General features: G+C 72.2%; 16 protein-coding genes. 11 read left to right on the top strand and 5 right to left on the bottom strand.

What is annotated here, in order from left to right; genetic code table 11:
* The 3 genes from ACZ53K_RS39635 to ACZ53K_RS39625 form a co-directional block, all read left to right on the top strand.
* On the top strand, nucleotides 1–464 hold a 464-nt coding region (locus tag ACZ53K_RS39635; RefSeq protein ID WP_468847074.1), incomplete at its 5' end, for an integrase core domain-containing protein.
* Nucleotides 465–467: 3 nt separating this feature from the next.
* Entirely contained in the window at nucleotides 468–887 is a 420-nt protein-coding gene (locus tag ACZ53K_RS39630; protein WP_468847076.1) for a hypothetical protein, read from the top strand.
* 105 nt (nucleotides 888–992) lie between these two features.
* Nucleotides 993–1748, top strand: coding sequence for a hypothetical protein (locus tag ACZ53K_RS39625; protein ID WP_468847071.1), 756 nt, complete (start codon nucleotides 993–995; stop codon nucleotides 1746–1748).
* Nucleotides 1749–1771: 23 nt separating this feature from the next.
* On the opposite strand, the gene ACZ53K_RS39620 is transcribed toward ACZ53K_RS39625, so the two are convergent.
* The 4 genes from ACZ53K_RS39620 to ACZ53K_RS39605 form a co-directional block, all read right to left on the bottom strand.
* Nucleotides 1772–2296 (bottom strand): MarR family winged helix-turn-helix transcriptional regulator, encoded by a 525-nt coding sequence (locus tag ACZ53K_RS39620; protein WP_468847069.1) that lies wholly within the window; start codon nucleotides 2294–2296, stop codon nucleotides 1772–1774.
* Between the two features lie 67 nt (nucleotides 2297–2363).
* Nucleotides 2364–3125, bottom strand: a complete 762-nt coding sequence (locus tag ACZ53K_RS39615) for a class I SAM-dependent methyltransferase (protein ID WP_468847066.1) — start codon at nucleotides 3123–3125, stop codon at nucleotides 2364–2366.
* A 17-nt stretch (nucleotides 3126–3142) separates the two neighbouring features.
* On the bottom strand, nucleotides 3143–3850 hold the full coding sequence (locus tag ACZ53K_RS39610; RefSeq protein WP_468847064.1) for a B3/B4 domain-containing protein: 708 nt from the start codon (nucleotides 3848–3850) through the stop codon (nucleotides 3143–3145).
* 66 nt (nucleotides 3851–3916) lie between these two features.
* Entirely contained in the window at nucleotides 3917–4753 is an 837-nt protein-coding gene (locus ACZ53K_RS39605) for an EamA family transporter (RefSeq protein ID WP_468847062.1), read from the bottom strand.
* A 116-nt stretch (nucleotides 4754–4869) separates the two neighbouring features.
* On the opposite strand from ACZ53K_RS39605, the gene ACZ53K_RS39600 reads away from it, so the two are divergent.
* Nucleotides 4870–5454: a helix-turn-helix domain-containing protein gene (locus ACZ53K_RS39600; protein WP_468847060.1), complete on the top strand. Its 585-nt coding sequence runs from the start codon at nucleotides 4870–4872 to the stop codon at nucleotides 5452–5454.
* A gap of 8 nt (nucleotides 5455–5462) precedes the next feature.
* Here ACZ53K_RS39600 and ACZ53K_RS39595 read toward each other — a convergent pair whose 3' ends face one another.
* Nucleotides 5463–6149, bottom strand: a complete 687-nt coding sequence (locus ACZ53K_RS39595; protein WP_468847057.1) for a GAF and ANTAR domain-containing protein — start codon at nucleotides 6147–6149, stop codon at nucleotides 5463–5465.
* Nucleotides 6150–6361: 212 nt separating this feature from the next.
* Between ACZ53K_RS39595 and ACZ53K_RS39590 the strand changes: the two genes are divergently transcribed.
* The 7 genes from ACZ53K_RS39590 to ACZ53K_RS39560 all read left to right on the top strand — a co-directional run bounded on the left by ACZ53K_RS39590 (nucleotide 6362) and on the right by ACZ53K_RS39560 (nucleotide 19516).
* Complete coding sequence (locus ACZ53K_RS39590) at nucleotides 6362–7195, top strand: inositol monophosphatase family protein (protein WP_468847055.1); 834 nt, start codon at nucleotides 6362–6364, stop codon at nucleotides 7193–7195.
* A 568-nt stretch (nucleotides 7196–7763) separates the two neighbouring features.
* Nucleotides 7764–8804, top strand: a complete 1041-nt coding sequence (locus tag ACZ53K_RS39585; RefSeq protein ID WP_468847053.1) for a GDP-mannose 4,6-dehydratase — start codon at nucleotides 7764–7766, stop codon at nucleotides 8802–8804.
* A gap of 224 nt (nucleotides 8805–9028) precedes the next feature.
* Nucleotides 9029–9784, top strand: a complete 756-nt coding sequence (locus ACZ53K_RS39580) for a thioesterase II family protein (protein ID WP_468847051.1) — start codon at nucleotides 9029–9031, stop codon at nucleotides 9782–9784.
* A 145-nt stretch (nucleotides 9785–9929) separates the two neighbouring features.
* Nucleotides 9930–12818 (top strand): helix-turn-helix transcriptional regulator, encoded by a 2889-nt coding sequence (locus ACZ53K_RS39575; RefSeq protein ID WP_468847049.1) that lies wholly within the window; start codon nucleotides 9930–9932, stop codon nucleotides 12816–12818.
* A gap of 13 nt (nucleotides 12819–12831) precedes the next feature.
* The gene (locus ACZ53K_RS39570) at nucleotides 12832–15687 is read left to right on the top strand and encodes a helix-turn-helix transcriptional regulator (protein ID WP_468847046.1); all 2856 of its coding nucleotides are present in this window, start codon (nucleotides 12832–12834) and stop codon (nucleotides 15685–15687) included.
* Nucleotides 15677–18448, top strand: a complete 2772-nt coding sequence (locus tag ACZ53K_RS39565; RefSeq protein WP_468847044.1) for an ATP-binding protein — start codon at nucleotides 15677–15679, stop codon at nucleotides 18446–18448. Before ACZ53K_RS39570 ends, ACZ53K_RS39565 begins: the two co-directional genes overlap by 11 nt.
* A 309-nt stretch (nucleotides 18449–18757) precedes the next feature.
* Entirely contained in the window at nucleotides 18758–19516 is a 759-nt protein-coding gene (locus ACZ53K_RS39560) for a LuxR C-terminal-related transcriptional regulator (RefSeq protein ID WP_468847042.1), read from the top strand.
* The last annotated feature ends 60 nt before the right edge of the window (nucleotides 19517–19576 follow it).

Genomic DNA, 19576 nt, shown 5'->3' with positions numbered 1-19576 from the left:
AAAACCGCGCCGGCGCCGGGCTCGCCTACCTTCACACCGCTTTGGACGATCACACCCGGCTCGCCTACACCGAAGACCTGCCCGACGAGAAGGCAGGCACCTGCGCGGACTTCCTCACCCGGGCCACGGCCTGGTTCGCCGCCCGAGGCATCACCATCGAACGTGTCCTGACCGACAACGCCTGGGCCTATTCCAAGAACACCTGGCGCCGCACTTGTCGCGACCTGGGCATCCAGCCGCGCTGGACCAAACCTTGGCGCCCGCAGACCAACGGTAAGGTCGAACGCTTCCACCGCACCCTGCTCGACGAATGGGCCTACCACCAGCCCTACACCTCAGACACCCAACGACAAGCAGCCTTCCCCGACTGGCTCGACTGGTACAACTACCACCGACCCCACACCGGCATCGGCGGCCACACCCCAGCCAGCCGCGTCACCAACCTCTCCGAACAACACACCTAGTCGCTGGACATCGAACGTCTCCCCCAGGACACCGACGCGGCTCTGGCCACGGCCTCCGTCGTCATCGTGGAGGGGCTGTTCGCCCGCCGTGTCACGCCGTCGACGCCGTGCGCGCGCCTGGACATCTTCGTCGATCTGCCGGCCGACCTCCGGCTCGTACGCAAGATCCAGCGCAAGTGCCTGCGCCACGGCTTCCCGCTCGACGTCCTCCTGCGCAACTACCTCCACCACCGGCGTGACGCGCACGAACGCCACGTCGAACCGGCCCGTCACGACAGCGATCTGGTCCTGGACGGGACCCGGACCGTCGCCGCTTTGGCCCGACAGGTCTGGTCGAAGGCCGAGGACGAGCTTCGTGCCCAGGCCGTCATCGGTGCCGAGGGTACGGATGTGGCGGGTGTCGACTGCGGAAAGTCGATGTGAAGTTCGCACTTTGCTGGTTATTGACTATTTCTTGGCCATTCATTGCCGGTAGCGTCCGGTCCTGATCGGTGATCCCGATCGATCAGGACTGCCATCGGAGGATGCATGACCTCGCGTATCGCCGCCGCCCTCGCCACATGCGCACTGAGCCTCGGAGCCCTCGCCTCGGGCATGGGTGCCGCCGCAGCGGCACCGTCGGCCCCGGCTCCGGCCCCCACCCCCGCCGTCGACGCGCGCGCCGCGGCCGTGGACCGGTGCAGTTATCAGGTGGTCCGCTCCGACGACTCCCGTTACGTCTACTCCGTGAGTTCCGTGAACGGAGTCGGCGGCGTTCGCGAGCTGCCGGTCCAGAAGGAAGATGTCGTGCGGCTCTCCGGCCAGTGGTTCACGGTCGTCCAGGTCGACGCTTGCGCGGGCGGGCAGACGCAGACCCCCGCCACGCTCCGCGTCACGGGGAAGCTGGAGAACCCGGAGGGCTATGAACCGTCCGTGCCGCGCACCATCCGCAGCAGCACCTTCAAGCCGGCGCCCTCCTCGGTGATCCCGAAGGCGCCGGAACCGACCTCCGTCGACCGCATCGACGAGGCCACCGTCCGCGTGAACTGGGCGCCCGCGCCGGGCAGTCCGGACCAGGTCGTCCTGCTGGAACGCAAGCCCTTCTACAGCAGCGAACTGGGCCTGTGGCATCCGTACACGTTCCGCTGGACCGTTCCCGGCGGCGCCACCTCGATGGACCGGAAGCTCCAGCGGGACGCCGCGATCCCCGCCGGCGCCCGGTCGCACTCCTACTGGATGCGCGCGGTCAAGAACGGTTTCGTCAGCGACCTGCGCGCCGAGCGGCCGACCACGGTCGAGCCGTAAGAGCCTGTGCCGTAACCGGCTGGTCAGGGAGGCGGCGCGTCGATCCAGCCCAGCGGATACCGGTCCCGCCCGTTCGGCGGCGTGACCGGCTCGCCAGCGGCGTGGGCGAAGGCGGTGAGCGCTTCGACGAGCGCCGCGCCCTGCTCGGGAGCCATGCACCCGACGATCGCGGCGATCTCTCTGCGCCGGCGGGCTATGGTCTCTTCGACCAGACGCCGTCCGGCCTCCGTGAGCTGGAGCCGGGTCTCCCGCCGGTTCCCCGGGCTGGGCTGCCGGTCGGCGAAGCCGGCCGCGATCAGGCGGTCGATCATGCGCATCGCGGTGGAGGGGTTGACGCCCAGGTGCCCGGCGACGGCGGTCAGTTTGGCGGTGCCGTGGGTGAACAGGACGACGAGCAGCCGGAACTGAGGGAGGGTCACCGTGTCCCCGACGGCTGCGAGCGAGCGGGCGGAAATCCCGACCAGGACACGCGACGCGGCCAGGACCGCGCCGGTCACCGCGTCCACGTCGCTTCTGTCGTGTGACTTTTCCCGCATCTGCTCGGTCATGGTTCTTTTTACCGCGTAATCCTGCTTTCGGACACTCTCCGGCCCGTCCGCCTCATCAGCCACACACTCAGGACCGAGCCGCTACCAGCAGGTCGACGAGGTACGTCTCTTCCAGTACCTCCTCCGGGAACGCGTCGCGCAGCCGCCGCCGTTCATCGGCGAGGAAAGCGGCGTTGGTGTCCCGGCCGAGAACCAGGAACGCGGAACGGCTGCTGATGTTGGCCAGGTGTGTGTCGAGCGGGACCCTGCGGCTCCAGCGCAGTTGGCGGCGCGCCACCCGCAGGCCCGTCAGGCCCGCGAGCCGGACGGCTTCGTCGTCGTCCGGGCGCGGTCCGGACTTCGGGTTCGTTCCGCAGTGGTGTGCGATGCGCTCGTGCTGAGCGCGGATCCACGGCACATCGAAAGCCGTGGTGTTCCACCAGATCGCGAGCGCGCCGCCGGGGCACAGCACCCGCAGCGCCTCCGGGACGGAACGGCTGGTGTCGGTCCACTGCCACGACTGTGCGTACGTGATGAGGTCGTGGGAGGAATCGGCAAGGGGGAGGGCGTTTCCGTCACCTCGGACGACCGGCACGTGCGGCAGCGCCCGGCGGAACCCGGCGGCCATCGCGGCACCGGGCTCGACGGCGACGACCTCGGCTCCCCGGCCGTACAGGAGGGCGGTCGCGATGCCGGTGCCGGCGCCGACATCGGCGACGTACGCACCTGCCAGCGGGCGGCGCGCGCATTCCTCGACGGCGTCGAGGAGCGCCGGTGGGTAGGACGGCCGGTTCGCCGCGTACTGGTCAGCGGCTTCGTTGAAGGCGTGGGCGCGCGGGTCGGGAGACATCCCCGCATCATCGCAACTCAGACGGCGGCCTCGGGCTGTGCCGGGCTGAGGTGATGGATGGCTGTGTGCCCGGCGTGCGGGGTGAGCAGGCTCCGCAGTTCCTCCGCCGCGGCCGTCAGGAGGTGGCCTTCGTGCGGGGCGCGGAGGGTTTCGAGGGCGAACGCGACGTGGGTGGAGTCCTCGGTGACGCGCGTGCGGTGGGCGTCGCGGTGGTTCCAGTGGCGGGTCAGGACGCCGGTGGCGTCCGCGTAGATGACCTCGCCGGGCTTGGGGTGCTCGACGGTGCCGGGTTCGCCGAGCGGGGTGAAGGACTCGGTGCCGTCCGCGTGCCGGATCTCCACGTCCCCGGTGACGCGGGCCAGATCGAAGGCACCGGCAGGCAGGCCGTGCCGGACGGAGACGGCGTTGTAGGAGTCGACGGCCGGGTTGATGCGCGGCAGGGCGCCCTTCTTCGTGAAGCGGCGGCCGAGCGCGTCGACGCTGGGGCGGACGCGGCGCGGGTTCGTACCGAAGGAACGGTAGGCGGTGTGCCATGCCTCGATACGGGGGTCGTTCTCGTCGGCGGGCTGCCAGACGCCGTCGGCGAGCCGGCGCTCCAGGTCCTCCAGCGTGGTGGCGGTGGCGGGCCAGGTCTCACGGCCGCGCAGTCCGGTGGCGGTGACCAGGGCGATGAGGGTGTCGGGGAAGGCGTCCGCGATGGCGGGGGCGATGCGGAAGGTGTGCATGGGGAGGTTCCGGTTTCTGTGCGGGGGAGAGAGGTGGGAGGCCGGTGTTCCGGGCGGCGTGGTGGCTCAGGTGAGGGCCAGGAGGCTGACGGCGACGGCGGCGGTGCCCAGGCCGACGAGCTGGCCGCGGTGGATGCGTTCGGCGAGCACGCCGCGGGCGAGCAGGACCGTACCGGCCGGGTAGAGGGCGGTGATCACGGCGACGACGGTGAGGTCCCCGCTGCGTGCGGCGAGCAGGAACAGCAGGTTGGCCAGCGAGTCCAGCACGCCCGCGGCTGCCGACATCGCGTAGGCGGGCCGTTCCGGGCCCAGCTTGCGGTGCAGCAGGCCGGCCGCGGTCAGGGTGATGGCCGAGGAGACCGTCCGGCCGATGACCAGCGGAGCCACCCCGCTGTCGGCGGGCGCCTGGTGCAGGAAGATCAGCTGGAGGGCGATGGCGGCACCCGCACCGAGGGCCAGCAGCAGCGCCGTACGCGAGGGACGCGCGGCCCCGGCACCGTGTCCGGCGCTGACCAGGACCACCGCCACCAGTGCGAGGGGCAGGCCGATCAGCCCGGCGGTGGCCAGGTGCTCGCCCTGGAGCAGGCCCACGCCGACCGGCAGGGCCGCGGACATCAGCGCGGTCACGGGGGAGAGGACACGCATCGGGCCGATGGCCAGAGTGCGGTAGAGCAGGGCGAACGCGGCGGCGGAGGCGACACCGGACGCGGCGCCCCAGCCGAGGGCGGCGGTGCTGAACGAGGCGCCGAGCACCGGCCACAGCACCAGTTCGATCGCGAGACTGACCGGGGCGGCGATCATCACGGTACGCAGGACATGAGCTTTTCGGGCGCCGAGGCCGCCGAGGAAGTCGGCGCACCCGTAGGCGAGTGAGCTGCCCAGGGCCGGCAGCAGAGCGATCACGGTTCATCCTTTACCATTCAGTGGAACGACTGAACCGTACAACGAAACGACCGGGCGTCGTCAACCAAACGACCGCACGGTTCAATCAAATGCCCCCACTCCGAGGAAGTGATCAGGTGGCCGAGACAGCCGCAGCCCTGCGGACGGTCGCACGCAACGTCCGGGCGGCCCGGGTCCGCGCGGGCCTGTCCCTGGAGGAACTCGGCCGCCGCGCCCAGGTCAGCAAGGGCGCCCTCGTCGGACTGGAGAAGGCCCAGGGCAACCCCAACCTGGCCACCCTGGTCCGGCTGGCCGACACCCTCGGCATCTCGGTGTCCGCCCTGATGCAGGGGCCGTCCGAAGGCCGCGTCCGCGTCGTGGCCGCCGATGAGGTGGCGCCGCTGTGGACCGGAGCGCGCGGCGGCGAGGCCCGGCTGATGCTGACGACCTCACAGCCGGCGCCCGTCGAGGTCTGGCGCTGGCAGCTGGAACCCGGTGAGGAATATCCCAGCCACCCCCACCAGGCCGGAGTCGTGGAGACCGTCAGCGTCACCGCGGGCCGGATGGTCCTGGCCGTCGACGGCACCGAGCACGCGGTCGAAGCCGGGCAGACCGCCACGTTCGACGGTGACGTCCCGCACGGCTACCGCGGCGCGGGCGACGGGACCTGCCGACTGATCATGACGGTCCACCTGCCGCCGGACCCCGCATCCGTGACCTGACCCCCGTGTCATGACGGGGTGGGGTCGCGAGGGAGTCTCAGGTCGCCGGCCACGATGTCGCGGGCGACATCGGCGACGGGGCGGCCGACGGCGAAGGCGTGGGCGCGCAGCCGCGCCAGGGCGTCGGCCAGCGGTACCCGCAGGTGGACACCGAGAATTCCGGTGGCCTGGTGGACTTCCGTACGGTGCAGGTCCGATGGGCTCAGCGGCTGTGACTCGGCGTGCCGGCCGCCGAGCAGGAACAAGGACAGGGCGTCGGCGAGCTGCAGGGCGTCGGCCGCGTTGTCCGACGGAAGCCGGTGCGTCGTGCGCCGGTGGCAGGTCAAGGCGCCGAAGCGCAGAGCGCCGAGCCGCAGAGGGAACGCGAAGACGGCGCGGATACCCAGTTCCAGCGCTTGCGCGGCGAACATCGGCCACCGGGAGCCGTACGGGCGGACCAGGTTGGCGACCAGGCACAGGGCGCCCTCGCGGGCCGCGTCCAGGCTCGGGCCCTCGCCCAGGGTGAATTGGAGATCGTCCAGGCGTGCGCCGTCCTGGTCGCTGTGCCACAGCAGTTGCGACCCGTCGAAGACCAACGAGATCGCCGCGCCGTCGACGCCGAGCAGTACGGCACACTGCGTACACCACTGCGTGGACGGCCCTGGCCCGCCGGGCTGCAGCTTCTCGATCAGGCTCGTGACCGTCTGTCCCGACATGCCTCCCTCACCCACCGCAGCGTGCCTGCTCGTGCCCGCTGCCGGCCGCTGTCCCGCCAATGTATGCCGGTCCTGGGCCCGGGGGGGCAGCCCTCGTGAAGCGGAGCGCGCCGATCCGTGAGCGCGGCCTGACCCGGGTGCGCCGGACTCGGGCCGCGTCCGGCAGCGTGCGGCCATGGACAGCCTCCACAGCGGCGTAGTAGACACTGTCTATGCAGCGAGAAGGCACGGCGCGAGCCGCGGATGGCCGTACGGACCCGAACGATACCGAGATCGCGACGGCCGCGGCCCGGGCCGGCGCGGAGGTGGTGCGTGCCTTGTACGGACAGCACCTCTCCCGCATCGACAAGGGGGCCGGGGACTTCGCCACCGCAGCCGATGTGGCGGCCGAAGAGGCGATCCTCGACGTCATCCGGGCCGCCCGGCCGGATGATGCCGTGCTCGGCGAAGAAGGCGGGCAGCAAGGTGCCGCGGGGGCTGCGCGACAATGGCTGGTCGACCCGTTGTGCGGCACGTTGAACTACGCCGTCGGCAATATGCTCGTGGCGGTCAATGTGGCACTGCGCGATGGCGCGGCGGCGGTGGCCGACCCGTTCAGCGGCGAGATCTTCCACACCGACGGTGCGACCGCGTGGAGGTGGCACGAAGGCGCCGACGCCCAACTGGCACCCACGTCCGCCACGCGGCTCGTGGACGTCAACCTCGACCCGCCATTCCCCAACGCGCCTGGTTTCCGGGCCGCGAGCCTGCTCGGACTTCCCTCGTTCGTCGAGCATTTCCGGCCCCGGGTCGTCTCCACGACCCTGGCATTGGCCTGGGTCGCCGCAGGCAAACGCGCCGCGTACGTCACGGACGGCGGCGACCTGTCCGGCAGCGTGCACTTCGCCGCCGGCATCGCCCTGTGCCGGGCCGCCGGCTGCGTCGTCACCGGGATCGACGGCGCCCCGCTCGGCCCGGCGGGCCGCGGACTTGTCGCGGCCGCCGACGCCGGGACGCATCGGCTGCTGATGTCGGTGATCCGCCGTCAGGAGGAGTTCCGGGCCTGACCATTCCCGGCACCGTCCGGCGTCCGAAAACTCGGTGGCGTGTCACGCAATTCGGAATGCGTACGGCTGAATGTCACGCCTTCATGGGTGTCGCGCGCAAAAGCCCCTAGGGCGCGGAGTCCGGTAATGCGTTCGCGCAGCAGTCCGTTGATGTGGTCCTTGCAGTACCGGGCGACGCTCCAGGGGGCGGGCAGGCCCGGCCGGAAGCCTGTCGAGAGCGCCGGCCGGGCCTGGAGGGGGGCACACACGGACAGTGCAGCGCACCGCTCACCGGAAATTCCCTAGAGTGTCCCGCCGGTGGAGTACTGCGGGCCGTACCGGGACCCGCTTCGGGTACCAATCCCAACAACGCGGTGTGGCCGGGAGTTTGGGACTCGGAAATTCCCTAGAGTGCCCGGAATTTCTTGACACCGTGACCGGCGGCTTGGAAGCGTGCGATTACCCAGCGTCCGGACCACGGCGTGTGCGTTGCCATCCGATGCCATTCGAGGTCAAGCAGCCATGAGGTCAGGTAGCCGAATCGGCTCTGCGTTTGGGCGGTCTGTTCTGTGCGAAGGAGAGGAATGAGATGTCCAAGCGTGCGCTGATCACCGGAATCACCGGGCAGGACGGCTCCTATCTGGCCGAGCACCTGCTGGCGCAGGGGTACCAGGTGTGGGGTCTGATGCGGGGGCAGGCGAATCCCCGGAAGTCGCGGGTCAGCCGGCTCGTCTCCGAACTGAACTTTGTCGACGGTGACCTGATGGACCAGGCCAGCCTGGTCTCCGCGGTCGACAAGGTGCAGCCCGACGAGGTGTACAACCTCGGTGCGATCTCCTTCGTGCCGATGTCCTGGCAGCAGGCCGAACTGGTCACCGAGATCAACGGCATGGGCGTCCTGCGGATGCTCGAAGCGATCCGTATGGTCAGCGGTCTGAACGGCTCGCGCGGCGGTGACAGCGGCGGCGCCGGCCAGATCCGCTTCTACCAGGCGTCCTCGTCGGAGATGTTCGGCAAGGTCGCCGAGACCCCGCAGTGCGAGACCACCATCTTCCGGCCGCGCAGCCCGTACGGCGTGGCGAAGATCTACGGGCACTTCATCACCCGTAACTACCGTGAGTCCTTCGGCATGTACGCGGTATCCGGCATGCTGTTCAACCACGAGTCGCCGCGCCGTGGCGCGGAGTTCGTGACCCGGAAGATCTCCCTCGCGGTGGCCCGCATCAAGCTCGGGTACCAGGACAAGCTGTCCCTGGGCAACCTCGACGCCGTACGCGACTGGGGCTTCGCCGGTGACTACGTCCGTGCCATGCACCTGATGCTCCAGCAGGACGAGGCGAGTGACTACGTGATCGGGACCGGCCAGATGCACTCGGTCCGCGACGCCGTCCGTATCGCCTTCGAGCATGTGGGCCTGAACTGGGAGGACTACGTCAGCATCGACCCCTCGCTGGTGCGCCCGGCCGAGGTGGAGATCCTGTGCGCGGACGCCGAGCGCGCCCGCACCCAGCTGGGCTGGGAGCCCAGCGTCGACTTCCCCGAGCTGATGCGCATGATGGTCGACGCCGACCTGCGCCAGGCGTCCCGGGAGCGGGAGTACGGGGACCTGCTGCTGGCCGCCAGCTGGTAACCGGATGTACGGGACACCCCCGGAGCGCGATGGGCGGTGTCGGCTCCGGGGGCGTCCCGTACGGGTCCGGAACGGCGGGCCCGCCGTCACGTGGAGCGGGAACACTAGGTGATTTCCCGTGGTCCTCCTTGTGGGATGGACGTGTGGAACACAGGGGCCGGTGATCGGCCGCCGTACCCCGGCGGGCCGGTCCGGTGCCATCGCGAGGAGGAGGAAGCAGCACCATGACGACGACCACGGCGGAAGGGCTCTGGGCCCGGTCCTACCACCCGGCGCCGGACCGTCCGCGCCAACTGGTCTGCTTCCCGCACGCGGGCGGTTCGGCCTCTTTCTTCTTCCCCGTGTCGGCACAGCTGACGTCCGTGGCGGAGGTGCTGTCGGTGCAGTACCCCGGCCGTCAGGACCGGCGTGGCGAGACCAGTCCCAGTGACCTGGCGACCATGGCCGATCAGGTGTACGCGGCCCTGGGGGACCGGTTCAGGTCGCGGCCGACGGCGTTCTTCGGGCACAGCATGGGCGCGATGGTCGCGTTCGAGGTGGCCCGGCGGCTGGAGGCGGACGGCGGTGAACTGACGCATCTCTTCGCCTCGGGGCGTCGCGCGCCCTCACGGCACCGCGCGGAGAGTGTGCACCGGCGCGACGACGACGGGATCGTCGCCGAGCTGAAGCTGCTGTCCGGCACGGATGCCTCGCTGCTGGGCGACGAGGAGCTGCTGCGGATGATTCTTCCGGCGATCCGCAGTGACTACACCGCGGTGGAGACGTACCGTTGCGCCCCCGATGTGACGATCAAGGCGCCGATCACCGCCCTGACGGGCGACGACGATCCGAAGACCACGCTGGAGGAGGCCGGGGACTGGCGGGCGCACACCACGGGCGCGTTCGACCTCAAGGTCTATCCCGGTGGTCACTTCTTCCTCGGTCCGCAGGCCCCGGCCGTACTGGCGCTGCTCCGTGAACACCTGGTGGTGGGCGCTTAGTTCAAGCTTTGAAAGATTACCTGGTCGCGAAGTCTGCCGGTCATGTACTGTGGCGCACGTCAGGCATCACTCTTTAGAGTGATTTACAGCACGATGTGGTCATGCCCCGTCGCATCTGTGGTGTCTCTGAGGTGCGAGGAGCTCTATGGTGCAGGACCGGAGCGCCACATCCTGCCCAGCCGGCACCTTGGCCGGCCGAACCGATGCCACGGGGGCGCTCGGCCGTCTCGCCCGCAGGGCACGCCGGGGGCACGCGGGCTCGGCGGTCGTGACAGGCCCGGTCGGTATCGGCAAGTCGGCCCTCCTGCGTGCTTTTCTTGAGGGAGACGCCTGCCGGCAGGCGACGGTTCTGCACGGGCGGTGCGAGGAGGGCGCCTCGGGCGCATTAGGCGGCGTACGGACCCTGCTCGGCCCGATCGCGCAGGACGCGCCCCTCGACGAGGCCGCCCGCTCCGCCCTCACCCCGGGCGCGCTGGCCGGAGAGCCGCCGCACGCCCCCGCCGTCCAGCGCGCGTTCCACGGCCTGTACCGCCTCGCGGCGGACGAGCTGAGCCGTCGCCCGCTCGTCCTGGCTCTGGACGACGTCCACCACTGCGACGAGCTGTCCCTGCGCTGGCTGGACTTCCTGCTGCGCCGTGCCGACGGCCGCCCCCTGCTCATCGTCCTCACCCGGCAGTCCGAGGCCGCCTTCCTCGACCGCGGCGCCCCGGCCCACCGCGCCCTGGCGGACCTCACGGCCCGTCACCGCACCACGGTGCTGCGCCTGCGGCCGCTCACCGAGACGGATGTCGCCGAGGCCGTACGGCAGTTCTTCCCGGCCCCCGCCGCCCCCGCCTTCATCACCCGCGCCCGGGCCGTGACCGGCGGCAACCCCCGCCTCCTGGGCCGCCTGCTGCGCGAACTGCGGGCCGCGGGCGTCGGCTCGGGCGTGCAGGGCGCCGACCGGGTGGACGAGGCAGGCGGCCGTGTCCTGGCCCAGTGGGTACGTGAGTTCCTGGACCGGCGGCCGCCCTGGGTCGGCGAGGTCGCGCGGGCGGTGGCGGTCCTCGGCGAGCGGGATGCCCACCATGCGGGCTCCCTGGCCGCCGTCCCCGCCGACGCCGTCGAGGACGCCTTGGCCCTGCTGCGCGAGGCCGCACTGCCGGTGCACGGCGGCGGCGGGCCGGCGGACGACGCGGTGCGCGCGGCGGTGCTGGCGCCGCTGGACGCCCAGGCGCTGTCGGCGCTGCGCGCGCGGGCGGCCCTGCTCCTCAGCGACGCGGGCCGGCCCGCCGAAGAGGTCGCCGCCCACCTGCTGCCGCTGCCTGCACTGTCCGAGTCGTGGATGCCCGGCGTCCTGCTGGAGGCAGCCGCCCGGGCCGAGGCGCGCGGCGTCCCGGAGGACGCGGCCCGCTGCCTGTACCGGGTACTGGCAGTGGACCCCGGCAGTGTGGAGGTCCGCGTCCGGCTGGCCGGAGCGCTGGCCGAGACCGATCCGCACGGGGCCATGGTCCTGCTGCGCGGAGCGCTGGCGCCCGACGTCGATATCCGTACCCGGGCGAGGGTCGTCGCGCAGTTCGGCACGACCAGCCTGGCCGCCCGCGAGAACTGCGCCGCCCTCCGGATGCTCGAAGACGTCCTGGACGGCCTCGACGCCGAACTCGGCCCCGACCCCCGGCCCGCCGACCGGGAACTGCGCACGCTGGTCGAGTCGGTGCTGCTGATCGTCGGCTCGCACGGCCGCAGCACGATCGCCGCGACGCGGAAGCGGGCCGCGGCGATGACCGTACCCGAGGGCGACACCCCCGCCCAGCGGGAGAAGCTGGCGGCGATGGCCATGGTGACGGCACTCGACGCCCAGGACCCCGAACCGGTCGTGCGCCACGCCCGGCGCGCGGCCCGCTGCTCCGACCTTCCCCTGAAGCACTGGCCCCTGATCAACTCCGCGCTGGTCCTGGACCTCGCCGACCGTTCCGAGGACGTGCTGTACGCGCTGGACCGTCTGCTGAGTCACGGCCGGGAGGACTCCGTCCTGTGGTCCTCCGCACTGGCCCTGGCCACCCGGGCCCGGCATCTGCACGGCCTGGGAGCGCTCCCGGACGCGCTCGTGGACGCCAGGAAGGCGGTGCAGATCACCGACACGGAAGGGTGGCGCGAACTGATCATCCTGCCGCGACTGGTCCTGGCGGACCTGCTCGTGGACCGGGGCGAGACCGTACGGGCCGAGAAGCTGCTGGCCGGCACCGCACCCGGCCGGCGCGCACAGTACGTGTGGACCCACCACCGCTACCTGTTGGTCCACGGCCGGGTGCGTCACGCCCTGGGGGACGCGGCGGGCGCGCTGGCGCAGTTCCGCGAGTGCGGCAGATCGCTGGAGGAGGACGGGATACGGCACGCGGCCTACCTGCCCTGGTGGGTGGAGGCGGCCTGTGTCCTCGCGGAACTGGGCCGCGCGGAGGAGGCCCGGGAGCCCGCGGCACACGGTACGCGGCTCGCCCGGCGCTGGGGCACCCCACGCGTCCTCGGCCTGGCCGCCCTGGCCCGCGGCGTGGCCACCCCCGGCGAACAGGGCATCGAGCTGCTGGGGGAGGCGGTACGGGAACTGGCCGCCTCACCGGCCCGCATCGAGCACGCCCGCGCCGAACTCGTCCTGGGCCAAGCCCTGTTCGCGGCCGACGACCGGCGCGCCGCCCGCGAACACCTGCGTACGGCGGCCGACCTCGCCCAGCGCTGCGGCGCCCTCGCGCTGGGCCAGAGCGCCCGCGGTGCCCTGCTGGCGGCGGGCGGCCGGATGCGGAAGATGACCGCCTCGCCCCTGGACCTGCTCACCAGCATGGAACGCAAGGTCGCGGGCCTCGCCGCGGGCGGCGCCAGGAACCGCTCGATCGCCCAGTCGCTGCACGTCACCGTACGTACGGTCGAGACGCACCTGACCAACGTGTACCGCAAGCTGGGGGTGTCCGAGCGGGCCCAGCTCGCCGCGGTGCTCCGCACCCCGGGCGTCGGCGGGGCGCGGGTGCCCCAGCAGGTGGCGCGGTCGCGCGGACAGCGCTGAGGGCGGCCGGGCCATGTCGGAAACGGGATCGAGCGACGATCAGCTGTACGTGGGGTTCATCCGGGCCGGGCGGCGGCGCAGCGATCCGCCCCTCCTCGAACGCGAGGAAGAACAGGCGGAGCTGCGGCAGGTGGTGCTCGCGCTGGACGAAGGCCGCCCCACCGTCGTCTCCGTGACCGGCCGCCCCGGCTTCGGCCACAACGCACTGCTGCGCTGGACCGCCCGCCTCGCCGAGGAGCGCGCGGTACGGGTCCTGAGCGTCAGCGGCTCCCTGGCCGAACGCGATCTGCGCCACGCGGCCGTGACCCAGCTCTTGGCCCAACTGGGCGAGGAGGCCGAACGGCCCCTGCGGGCCCTGCGCGAGCAGCACGGGCCGGACTGCCTGCGGGGCCTGCCCGAACTCCTGCACGCCGCCCGCCGCACCCCCACCCTCGTGACGGTGGAGGACGCACAATGGCTGGACGCGGCCTCCCTGCACTGGCTGCAGGCCCTGGTACGCCGCCTTTCGGCCGGCGTCCCCCTCGCCCTGCTCGTCGGCCACACCGGACTGGACCCGCACGGCCCCGAATGGCTGGCCGGCGCCGCGCCCTCCGCCTGGCTGACCCGCCGTCTCACCGTCCACCCACTGAGCCGGGACGCGGTCACCGCCCTCGCCGAACAGATCTGCGGTACCCCCTGCGACGAGGAGTTCGCCGCCGCGGCCACCCAGGCCTCCCAAGGCGGCCCCGCCGTACTGCACGCGGCCCTGCACCGCTTCGCCGACACCGGCCACCGGCCGGTCGCCGAACATGTCCCGCAGTTGCGCGCCCTGATCACCGGCATCGTGGGCGATCGCGCGGGGCGCGCCCTGAGCGGACTGACCGATGAGGCCACCGTCGTACTGCGCGCGCTGGCCGTCGCCGGTGACCTGCTGGACTTTCCGCTGATCTGCACCCTGGCCGGGCTGCGTACCGTACGCGAATCCCAACTGCGCGCGGCGCTGGAAACGGCCGGCTTCACCATCCCCGTCGGCTCCTACGAACGCATCCGGCTGCCGGTCGTCCAGGCTCGCGTCCTGGAGGACATACCCGCCGCCGAACGCGCCGACCTGTACGCCCGCGCCGCCCGCCTCGCCCACCAGGCCGTGGCCCACGACGAGGACATCGCCCGCCTCCTCCTCCAGGCACCCCCGATGGGTGAGCCCTGGGCCATACACGTCCTGCGCGGCAGCTACGGCGCCGCGGTCCGCCGCGGTGATCTCGCCCGCGCCGCCACCTACCTCGAACGCGCCCTCGACGAGCCCCAGGAACCATTGCAACGCGCCCAGCTCAGCCTCGACCTGGCCAGCGCCGAAGCCGTGGCGGCGCCCGAAGCCGGTGACCGCAGACTCGCCGCCCTCGCCCACGCTCGGGGTGACGGCGAAGCCTGGTCCCAACTGCGCGTACAGGCAGTCGACATGGGGATGGCCCGCGGCGACGACGCCTGGGGCCGCCGAGTGGCCGCCCAGGCCCTCGCCACCGCCCACGGCAGTGAGCGCGACGACATGATCGCGCTGTACTGGTACGCCGCCGAGGCAGGGCCCGGGGTCGCCGAAGGCTCCCATGCCGACGTCCCCGGCCTGCCCGACCACCCTCTCGCCCCCGCCCAGGCCGGCATCCGCGCCGGACAGCTAGCCGCGCGCGGCCGCAACCGCGAAGAGGTCGCGGAGCTGGCCCGACGCGCCCTGGACGCGGGCAGCGCCATCCCCGCGGCGCCGCGCCTGGTCGCCGCCAGGGCACTGTGGCTGACCGACGCCGCCACCGAAGCCGAGGACCGGCTCGCCGCCATCGTCACCGAACTGCGCCGCCGCCACTGCCACCCCGTACTGGCCCGCGCTCTGAACCTGTGCTCCGAACTGCATCTGCGCAGCGGCCGTCTGGACGCCGCCGACCGCGTCGCGGACGCCGCCGAACGGGCACTGCCCATCGCCGCGTGGCACCCCCTGGCCGCCACGCACCACCTGGCCGTACGCGCCGTCATCGCCCTGGAGACCCGCCGCTACGACGAAGCGCGCGCCCTGTCCGAGGCCCCCATGCCGCCCGGAGCCGAATACGGCATCCACTGGCCCGACCTGCTGTACGCCCGCGCCCGCGTGGCCGCCGTCGAAGAACGCTGGGCCGAGGCCGTCGAACTGTTCAAGGAGAGCGGACGCTGGCTGATGCGCAGGGGATGGGCCAACCCCGTCGTGCTGCCCTGGCGGTCGGCGGCCGCCCGGGCCTGTCACACACTCGGCGACCAGGACCAGGCTCAGCGCCTGATCCAGGAGGAACTGGCCCTCGCCCGCCAGTGGGGCGCCCCCACCGCACTGGGCCTGGCCGAACTGAGCGCCGGCAGCCTCGATCCCCGGTCGTCGACGGCCGCCGCCGGCGGCCGCGAAGCGGTCGAGGGCCGCGAACCCGCCGGCGGCCGTGCACCTGCCGATGCCCCGCTGCCCACCCGGCTCGTCTACGCCTGGGTCCTGGCCGAACGCGCCACCGAGGAAGTCGCCGCGGGCGATCGCGCCACCGCCGCCCACCTGCTGACCGAACTGTCCCGGCTCACCGTCACCCACACCTCCAGCCGCCTGGCCGAACGCGTACGGTGGCTGACCGCACGGCTGGAGCAGCCCACCACCGCCGACGACACGGCGCTCCCCGAGGGGTGGGCCGCCCTGTCGCCGGCCGAGCGGCAGACCGCCGAACTGGCCCGCCGCGGCCTGGGCAACCGGGAGATCGCCGAACAGCTCGTGGTGAGCCGGCGCACCGTCGAGCACCGGCTGAGCAGTGCGTACAAGAAGCTGCGTATCACTTCACGCAAGGAACTCCGCGCGCGGAGCCGGCCGACGGAAAGGGACGTAACGGATGCTGTATGAGCGGGAAACCGAACTGACCCGCATCGATACCGCAGTACGCCGAGCGCAGGCGGGCCGTTCTTCCGCACTGCTCCTGACCGGCCCCCTGGGCATCGGCCGGTCCATGCTCGTCCAGGAGGCCGGCAGCCGCGCCCCCGACACCCTGCAGGTGTTACGAGCCAATGCCGCACCCATGGAGCAGGACTTCGCCTTCGGCATCGTCCACCAGCTCCTGGGGCCCCTCCTGGGCGGTGGCTTCACCGCCCCCGGCGACCAGGAGGCGGACGGCGCCGGCCGGCCGGGCCACACCGACGGCCTCCCCGTACCCGGAGACCCGGACACCCCCGCCTCCGAAGCGATCCTGCACAACCTGCGGTCCGTGCTGGCCGAAGCCTGCGCCACCGCCCCCGTACTCATCCTCGTCGACGACCTCCAATGGGCCGACCGCGCCTCCCTGCGCTGGCTCGCCTACCTGGCCCGGCGCCCGTACGGGCTGCGCGTCGCCCTCGTGTGCACCCTGCGCGACGGCGACCCCCGCGCCCAGCACCCGCTCATCCGCGACATCGCGGACGCCGCCGACGTGCTGCGCCCCGCGCCGCTCTCCCTGGACAGCACCCGGGCCCTGATCCACGACCTTCTGGGCGAACCCGCCGACGACGCCTACGCCCAGGCCTGCCACGAGACCTGCGCGGGCAGCCCCCTCATCCTCCAGTCGGTCCTGCGCGACCTGGCCCACAGCGGTCACCACCCCACGGCCGAACACATCGGCCAGCTCCGCGTGCACCGCCCCGCCCAGCTGCGTGACCACCTGGCGGGCTGCCTCTACACCCAGCCCGCCCCCGTACGCGACCTCGCCGCCGCTATCGCCGCCTTCGGCGACCACGGCGAGCCCGACCTCATCCGGCGCCACGCGCGACTGGACTCCATCGGCTTCCAGCAGGCCCTGCGCGCCCTGCACCACCTCGGACTGCTCGCCCCGCACGACACCCCGCGCTTCATCCACCGCGTCGTCCGCGACGCCGCCGACTCCGCCCTCACCGTCGCCGAACGCGAACGTTCCCGGGACACCGCGGCGGACCTCCTCCACCAGGCCGGCCGGCCCGCCGAACACGTCGCCGATCTGCTGATGGCCGTCACCACCACGCACCGCCCATGGGCCGTACGGGTACTGCGGACCGCGGCGCAGGCCGCGCTGCGCCGCGGTGTACCGGGCACCGCCGCCCGCTACCTGCAGCGCGCGCTCCTGGGCAGTACGGGCGACTTCGAGCGCGCACGCCTGCTGATCGAGCTGGCCGGCGCCGAACGCAGCTTCGACCCCGCCGCCTGTGAACGCCACATCGGCCAGGCCATCCGCCTCCTGCCGTCGGCCACCGACCGGGCCGCCGCCGCCCTGCTCGTCCCGCCCAATCTGCTGGGCGAGGCGCCCCCCTCGGCGGTGGACCTGCTGCGCCGGGTGGCCGAGGACCTCGACGTCACGGCGTCGCACCAAGGATGCACCCGCGAGATCGCCCTCCGCCTGGAAGCCCGCCTGTGGCACTCCGCGCACGAGAACCCCACGGAACTGGCCGGTGCGGTGGAACGCCTGCGGGCACTGGGCACCCCGCCCGCCTTGGACACCGGCGGCGACCGCGAGCTGGCGGCCGTCCTGGCCAACGCGGCGGTGCTCTCCAGCGCGTTGCCGGCGTCGGATGTCGCGGACCTGGCCGGAAGAATCCTGGAACGCGAACCGGTGACCGCCGCCCGCGCCTGCCTCGCACTCCCGCTGGTCGCGGTGGCCCTGTACGCCACCGACTCGGCGGAAGGCATCCACACCCGCCTGGCCTGCGCACAGCACTCGGACCGCCCGAACGCCGTGCTGCACGCCGAGAACGCCCTGATCCAGCTCGCCCGCGGCCATCTGACGCAGGCCCGCGAACAGGCCGACCGGGCCGTCGAACTGGCCGACGCCGACTGGCGGGAGCCGATCGTCGTCGTCCTGGCCGCCGTGGCCATGGAGACCGGCGACATCCAGCTGATCGAACGCCTCCTCGAAGACGCCGGGAAGCGCTGGACGGACAGCCTCGGCCTGACGGCCATGATGCAACTCCTCAAAGCCTCGCTCGACGCCCGCCGAGGCCGCGGCGTCCACGCCCTGGAGTCCCTGCTGGCCTGCGGCCGCCGGCTGGAAGCGGCCGGCTGGCGCAACTCCGCCCTCTACCCCTGGCGGCCCCGCGCCATCGCCCTCCACCACCGCCTGGGCGAACTGCGCCCGGCGCTGGCCCTGGCGGAGGAGGAACTGGCCTGGGCGCGGCAGTGGGCGGCCCCCGCCACCCTCGGCCGCGCCCTGCGGCTGAAGGCCCTGCTGCCCGGCGGCGGGGGCGTACCCGTCCTGCGCGAGTCGGCCGAGGTGCTCGGCGCGTCCGCCAACTCGCTCGAACGGGCGCGTACGCTCCTCCAGTTGGGCCGGGCCGTGGAGAGCGGCAAGGAGGCGAAGGCGATGCTGCGCGAGGCCGCCGATCTCGCCACTGCCTGTGGCGCCCCCTGGCTGACCGAACGCGCCTACGCGGCCCTGGGGGCCACCACCACCGCCCCGAGTGCGGAGGTCTCGCTCACGCACAGCGAGCGCAAAGTCGTCTCTCTGGTGGGCCGGGGGCTGACCAATCAGGAAATCGCCGATGAACTGGGTGTGAGTACCCGTGCGGTGGAGAAGCACCTGACCTCGTGTTACCGCAAGTTGGGCGTGGCCGGGCGGCGGGAGCTGCTGGGCGGGCGGAGCGGGGCCGGGGTGTTCGCGGCACGGTGAGCGCTCCGTGGCGGTGCCTGCGGCTTACCGGCGGTAAGGGTGCGGAGTGTTCGGGGGGACCGAAAGGGCGGGGCGGGACCGTACCCCGCGGGAGGGCGACCACAGGTTTAGCGGCGGCGGCCCGGGCGGACGTTGACGCTTGTCTGGACCTATCCCTAGTGTCGAACGTGTCGGGGAGAGCGGAATTCTCCCCGGGCAACTACCGGGCCTCCCAGGTTTCCAGCACGTTAAATTCTTCGGGTTTCTCTTTCTCGCTCGGTCACTCTTGAACTTTGATTTGCGGACGGGGGTTGAAAGGATGTCGGTCCCTTGAAGTTCTCTGCTCTGGTGGATTCCCCGCAGCTTTCGGCAGGCCGGAGTGCGGCCGGCGCGGTCGCCACGCTCGGTGCCACGGGACGGCGGGAAGAGCGGCCGCCGGCCGACCGGCCGGGTGTGTGCATGGCCGTACTGGACCCGTCGCTGACGATCCGTCAAGCCTCGCAGGATTTCTACCGCCACTTCGCGACCCCCGACGCGGCCGCCGCCGACGTGCTCGCCGCTTCCCCCTCCGATTCCTCCACAACGGCTCCCGACGTCTGCGGCCGTGATTTCCGCGACCTCGTGCACCCCAGCGTCCGCCAGCCGCTCATGCGGCAGTTCGAACGGCTGCTGACCGGCCGCTGCGACCGGTTCGCCGCCCACGTGGTGGCGCTGCGGTCGACCGGCGACACCTTCACCGGAAACCTCACGGCCACCGCCGTGAGCGGCTACGCCCCCGGCCCGGCCGCGGTGCTCGTCACGATGCGGTCGGGGCAGAGCGCGGACGGCGACGCGGTGATGGCACCGCGGAAGAAACTGCTCAGCGAGATCGACGCGCGCATTCTGGAAGGAATCGCGGCGGGCCTGTCCACGATTCCGCTGGCGTCCCGGCTCTACCTCAGCCGGCAGGGGGTGGAGTATCACGTCACCGGACTGCTGCGGAAACTGAAGGTCCCCAACCGGGCGGCCCTGGTCTCCCGCGCGTACGCGATGGGAGTGCTGACGGTGGGAACCTGGCCGCCCCGTGTCGTGGACGGCTTCATCAAGTAACACCCTCGTGAAGTAACACCCTCGCGTTCCCCGGGGTTCGCCGCGTACGGACCCGTCGGC

This window comes from Streptomyces sp. NPDC033221, from assembly GCF_055577005.1.
The sequence above is the reverse complement of the archived record's forward strand: the minus strand, read 5'-3'. Positions and strand labels throughout refer to the sequence as shown.

What these genes read in the sequence shown, in the direction of transcription:
- ACZ53K_RS39585 (WP_468847053.1), top strand. Translation starts at nt 7,764, where the DNA reads ATGTCCAAGCGTGCGCTGATCACCGGAATCACCGGGCAGGACGGCTCC.
- ACZ53K_RS39595 (WP_468847057.1), bottom strand. Translation starts at nt 6,149, where the DNA reads ATGTCGGGACAGACGGTCACGAGCCTGATCGAGAAGCTGCAGCCCGGC.
- ACZ53K_RS39590 (WP_468847055.1), top strand. Translation starts at nt 6,362, where the DNA reads ATGCAGCGAGAAGGCACGGCGCGAGCCGCGGATGGCCGTACGGACCCG.
- ACZ53K_RS39565 (WP_468847044.1), top strand. Translation starts at nt 15,677, where the DNA reads ATGCTGTATGAGCGGGAAACCGAACTGACCCGCATCGATACCGCAGTA.
- ACZ53K_RS39570 (WP_468847046.1), top strand. Translation starts at nt 12,832, where the DNA reads ATGTCGGAAACGGGATCGAGCGACGATCAGCTGTACGTGGGGTTCATC.
- ACZ53K_RS39580 (WP_468847051.1), top strand. Translation starts at nt 9,029, where the DNA reads ATGACGACGACCACGGCGGAAGGGCTCTGGGCCCGGTCCTACCACCCG.
- ACZ53K_RS39575 (WP_468847049.1), top strand. Translation starts at nt 9,930, where the DNA reads ATGGTGCAGGACCGGAGCGCCACATCCTGCCCAGCCGGCACCTTGGCC.
- ACZ53K_RS39620 (WP_468847069.1), bottom strand. Translation starts at nt 2,296, where the DNA reads ATGACCGAGCAGATGCGGGAAAAGTCACACGACAGAAGCGACGTGGAC.
- ACZ53K_RS39610 (WP_468847064.1), bottom strand. Translation starts at nt 3,850, where the DNA reads ATGCACACCTTCCGCATCGCCCCCGCCATCGCGGACGCCTTCCCCGAC.
- ACZ53K_RS39615 (WP_468847066.1), bottom strand. Translation starts at nt 3,125, where the DNA reads ATGTCTCCCGACCCGCGCGCCCACGCCTTCAACGAAGCCGCTGACCAG.
- ACZ53K_RS39625 (WP_468847071.1), top strand. Translation starts at nt 993, where the DNA reads ATGACCTCGCGTATCGCCGCCGCCCTCGCCACATGCGCACTGAGCCTC.